Here is a 2,517-nt window from a genome sequence, read left to right as displayed (position 1 = left end):
TTAAACGTCTCACACTTAATTCCACCATAAAAATCCGTTTTAGACTAATTTCCACTTTGACCAGCCAAGTGGAAGTTGCTTTGAGAAGTTAGCTTTTTGGATTTTAGATCTTGAGATTACTTGTTTTCTATTGACAAAATTTCCTGAAAGGTATAGGATAAAGGTACTAATACTCGGAGGTAAGGGAGACATGAACAACTAAGTCTATCAAATAAAGAATCTTTATTTAGTAGATCTTGTTTTTGTCTCTTTTTGTGTGCTCTTTTTATACTAGATTTTCTAGTATCTTGTCCTCATTGAAAATCAAAAAACTAGAAAGCTATGCTCCTCTTGGGTTAGATTAGGCAACTCCAAGCTAGTTTGACGAGCTTTTCAACGAGGATAATAGAGTTTTGGACAGTGACTTTGGGCTCTACTAGGTAAAGTAGAGCTTTTTGTTATGCACTATGGACATTCTAGAAAGGGCAACAATATGATAAAAATCAATCATCTGACCATCACTCAAAACAAAGATCTACGAGATCTTGTATCTGACCTAACCATGACTATCCAAGACGGGGGAAAGGTTGCTATTATTGGTGAAGAAGGAAATGGCAAATCGACCTTACTACGAGCTTTAATGGGGGAAGCATTGCTTGATTTCACTATCAAGGGAGACATCCAATCCGACCTTCAGTCACTAGCCTACATTCCTCAAAAGCTAGCTGAGCATCTGAAAAAAAGATCTCTACACGACTACTTCTTTTTGGATTCTGCTGATTTAGACTACAGCATTCTTTATCGTTTGGCGGAGGAATTGCACTTTGATAGCGACCGTTTTGCTAGCGACCAAGAAATTGGTAGCCTCTCGGGAGGCGAAGCTTTGAAAGTTCAACTCATCCATGAATTGGCCAAACCCTTTGACATTCTATTTTTAGATGAACCTTCAAATGACCTAGATCTTGAGACGATTGATTGGCTAAAAGGTCAAATTCAGAAGATGAGGCAAACCGTTATTTTCATTTCTCATGATGAAGAATTCCTCTCTCAAACGGCAGATACCATTATCCACTTACGACTGGTTAAGCACCGAAAGGAAGCGGAAACACTAGTAGAGCATTTAGATTATGATAGCTATAGCGACCAGCGAAAGGTTAATTTTGTCAGACAAAGCCAGCAAGCTGCCAATGACCAGAGAGCCTACAATAAAAACATGGAAAAGCATCGCAGAGTTAAGCAAAAGGTAGAAACTGCCTTGCGTAACACTAAAAATGATGTTGCGGGCCGCCTATTAGCTAAAAAGATGAAAAATGTTCTCTCTCAAGAAAAACGTTACGAAAAAGCAGCTCAGTCCATGACTCAAAAGCCACTTGAAGAAGAACAAATCCAACTTTTCTTTTCAGAGATCCAACCATTACCAGCTTCTAAAACATTAATCCAACTGGAAAAAGAAAATTTGTCCATTGGCGAGCGAGTTTTAGTTCAGGAGTTACAACTAACTGTCCGTGGCAAAGAAAAAATCGGTATCATCGGACCAAATGGTGTTGGAAAATCAACTCTGTTAGCCAAGTTACAACAACTACTAAGCGCCAAAAGAGAGGTTTCTCTTGGTTTTATGCCACAAGATTACCACAAAAAACTGCAATTAAGTCTATCTCCAGTAGACTATCTCAGCCAAACTGGACAAAAAGAAGAACTACAGAAAATTCAATCTCACTTAGCCAGTCTCAATTTTAGTTATCCAGAGATGCATCACCAAATCCGCTCTTTGTCTGGCGGGCAACAAGGTAAACTCCTGCTTTTGGATTTAGTGTTACGCAAACCAAACTTTCTCCTCTTAGATGAACCCACACGAAACTTTTCTCCCACTTCTCAACCCCAAATCAGAAAACTCTTTGCCACTTATCCAGGCGGTCTCGTCACTGTTTCGCATGACAGTCGTTTCTTAAAAGAGGTCTGTTCGACCATCTATCGCTTGACAGAACATGGTTTGGAGGTAGTTAATTTATAAGATTTATAAACAAAAAGAAACCTAAAGAATTGTTGGAAAAACAATCTTTAAAATACGACTACAATGTTTATTTTTAATAAATTGATTACTATAGATTAAGTTTGGGACAAATTTTATAATATTCATACTCATGAGGATAATTCTTTGCTTTGGAGCGCTATTTAAACATTATAATCAGTGAATAAATCTTATATCCACATTCAAGTCAATAATTTCTTTCAAGATCATTTGTAATCAACTCTAAATAGACGGATAAAAACTACTTCTAACACTCATCAAAAATCTATTCTGGACAAATCCATTTTCTGTGAACAATCTTCCTCAGGCATTCTATTTCCAAATTTTGAATCACTGTTTCTAACTTCAAAATGACTTCTTCTAAAGATTTGAAGGCCTTGTTTTTGAATCCACGCTTTCGTATCTCTGCCCAAACTTGCTCAATGGGATTCATTTCTGGAGTGTATGGAGGAATAAATGTACACGTGATATTTTCTGGCAACTCCAAAGCCTGAGACTTGTGCCAGGTG

At 37.5% G+C, this 2,517-nt stretch carries 2 protein-coding genes; one reads left to right on the top strand and one right to left on the bottom strand.

Features of this window, described 5'->3' with window-relative positions; all coding sequences use genetic code 11:
* The first annotated feature begins 439 nt into the window (after nt 1-439).
* A complete protein-coding gene (locus tag FGQ53_RS11545) occupies nt 440-1,990 on the top strand; it encodes an ATP-binding cassette domain-containing protein (RefSeq protein ID WP_138338915.1) in 1,551 nt (516 codons plus the stop codon).
* Nucleotides 1,991-2,273: 283 nt separating this feature from the next.
* Here the strand turns inward: FGQ53_RS11545 and FGQ53_RS11540 are convergent.
* Nucleotides 2,274-2,517 (bottom strand): transposase (locus FGQ53_RS11540; RefSeq protein WP_171019153.1); only part of this gene is annotated, 244 nt, incomplete at its 5' end.

It is taken from the genome of Streptococcus mitis, assembly GCF_005844455.1.
Taxonomy (GTDB): domain Bacteria; phylum Bacillota; class Bacilli; order Lactobacillales; family Streptococcaceae; genus Streptococcus; species Streptococcus mitis_BF.
This window is presented reverse-complemented; position numbering and strand designations above follow the sequence as displayed.

What these genes read in the sequence shown, in the direction of transcription:
- FGQ53_RS11545 (WP_138338915.1), top strand. Translation starts at nt 440, where the DNA reads ATGCACTATGGACATTCTAGAAAGGGCAACAATATGATAAAAATCAAT.